The sequence below is a fragment of the Endozoicomonas sp. SESOKO4 genome, assembly GCF_024606275.1.
Map to the genome: position 1 here is coordinate 1 of NZ_JAHHPS010000005.1, position 2,399 is coordinate 2,399.

General features: G+C 46.8%; 3 protein-coding genes. 2 read left to right on the forward strand and 1 reads right to left on the reverse strand.

Annotated features, from left to right (window positions below; translation table 11 throughout):
* A partial coding sequence (locus KDK16_RS00035) for a WD40 repeat domain-containing protein (RefSeq protein WP_257274142.1) occupies window positions 1–1,124 on the forward strand: 1,124 nt, incomplete at its 5' end.
* 170 nt (window positions 1,125–1,294) lie between these two features.
* Window positions 1,295–2,179, forward strand: a complete 885-nt coding sequence (locus tag KDK16_RS00040) for an F-box/WD40 repeat-containing protein (RefSeq protein WP_257274143.1) — start codon at window positions 1,295–1,297, stop codon at window positions 2,177–2,179.
* On the opposite strand, the gene KDK16_RS00045 is transcribed toward KDK16_RS00040, so the two are convergent.
* Window positions 2,078–2,399: WD40 repeat domain-containing protein (locus KDK16_RS00045; RefSeq protein ID WP_257274144.1), on the reverse strand; the 322-nt coding region annotated here is incomplete at its 5' end. The two genes, KDK16_RS00040 and KDK16_RS00045, sit on opposite strands and share 102 nt — an antisense overlap.

Here is a 2,399-nt window from a genome sequence, read left to right on the forward strand (position 1 = left end):
GTGTTTATTTCCCTGCCCTGTTGCATTTCACCAAGACTGCGCTGATGTCTGAATGCAAGACTTTTGAATTAGTAACAAAACACATCATTAAAGAACGTCCTCCAGTCGACTCAGCCGACCTCAGTGCCGATGGAAAGCATCTGATAACCAGAAACAAACAAGACGGCACAGTGAATATCTACGGCCACAGGACTGATGGATCATGGGTAAAAAAAACCAACATTTCCCATGAACGTTTTGTCAACTCAGCAGTTTTCAGCCCCGATAGCCATCATGTGGTGACTGCCAGTTGGGATAACACAGCAAAACTATATGGTTTGGGGGACGATGAATCATGGGAACAAAAAGTCATTATTTCCCATAGGAACACTGTCAGCTCAGCCACCTTTAGTGCCGATAGTCGCCATGTAGTCACCGCCAGTGAAGACAGTACGGTAAAAATCCATAGCAAGATAGATGATGGATCGTGGCAATTAACGGCCATTCTTTCCCATGAGGATTCTGTCAATTCAGCCACCCTTAGCGTCGATGGCTGCCATCTGGTAACCATCACTGAGAAGGATACGGCGAAAATCTACAGTCAGCAGACCGATGGAGCATGGGAAGAAAAAGGTACCATTCCCCATGACAATAGTGTCTTATCGGCCAACTTTAGCCACAATAGTGATCGTGTTGTGACCGCTGGTTGCGATTTCATGGTGAAAATCTATGGCAAGGAAGCCGATGGATCATGGCAACAAAAAACCATCATTCCTCACAAAGGTACAGTTTACTCAGCCAGATTCAGCCCGGACGACCAGCACCTTGTGACCGTCCAGTATCAGACGGTAATAATCTATGGCCCGAAAACCAATGACTCATGGAAAAAAAAAGCCATCTTTAAACATGAGCAACATATTAAGTCAGCGACCTTCAGCCCTGATGGCCGCCATCTGGTGACTGCCAGCATGGACGGAACCGCAAAACTCATCGGTCAGGCGACCAATGGCTCATGGTCAGAAAAAGCCAGCATTTCTCAGAGGATCTGGTTCAACTCAGCCACCTTTAGCGCCGATGGCAGCCATGTGCTCACTGTCAGTGCCAGCGACGTAGTAGAAATCACTGAACTACGAGGGAATCATTGATTGCTGTGACTGCGTGACGCTACTTTGTATGCGCTGAAAGACAGGAACACTGTTAGTTGCCCTTAACAACATTTTTTGAACTTTCATTTTAAAACTGACTCCAAGCCCACAGCATCAGTATTGATTGTCCTTGCTGACGGAAGATGAATACCACTTTGGAGAATTCAGGGATGCACGGAGTAGATAATAACACCCGCATTGCAAAACCAGACTCACCCATCAGACAAGTTCAATTGGAGCGAACATCATCTTGTATCAGTGCGGGTAGATCCGTCGCTGTTACTGATCAGGAAGAAAAGGATAGACCTTCATTTCAGTATTTTACTGTTTTATCCAGTTCCATGATTTTCAGCCGTTTGCGACTTCGGGACATTGTCAGTTTAGAACGGGTGTGTACCCGCCTTCGCAATGGTATCCATCAGGATAATGCTCTGGCAAAAGCATGGTATCGCCGGTTTCCCTCGCCACATCAGTATCAACTGAGGACAGCCATTAATACAAAAAATGCTGATCAACTCCGTGATTGGTTAAAGTCTTTCACGAATGATCAGGCGTTAGTGAACTCACTCGCAGATCGCAAACCGGAGAGGGTTTATGTACCTGCCCTGTTTTTTTTCACCAAGACCAAGCTGATGTCTGAATGTAAAACATTTAAATTAGTGAAAACAGCAACTATTGACGAAAAAATACCCGTAAAATCAGCCCGCTTCAGTGTCGATGGTCGCTATCTGGTCACTGCCAGTTGCGATGACACCGCAAAAATCTACCTTCACAAGGGCGCTGGAACATGGGAAGTAATAGTTATCATTCCCCGGGTCAATTCAGCCGCCCTCAGCCCCGACGGACACCATGTGGTGACTGCCAGTAACGATGGCACGGCGAAAATCTATCGCCTTACGGACGATGGGTTTCCGGAACCATTAGTCAGCATTTCCCATACTGATCGTGTTTACTCAGCCACATTCAGCCCCATCGGCCTGCTGACCAATGATTTTCGCTGTTTTGTCATTGCTGGCAGTCACCACATGACGGCTATCAGGGCTGAAAGCGGCTGATAAGACTCCGTATTTGTGAACAATGCAAGCTTTTGGTTCCCATGATCCATCGGCCTTCCGGCCATAGATTTTTACTGTTTTGTCGTCACTGGCAGTCACCACATAGCGGCCATCGGGGCTAAAGTTGGCTGAGTTGACATAGTCAGAATGGTGAATGGTGTCTTGTAGTTCCCATGATCCATCGGTCTGGCGGTAGATTGTCGCCGTATTATCCTTGCAA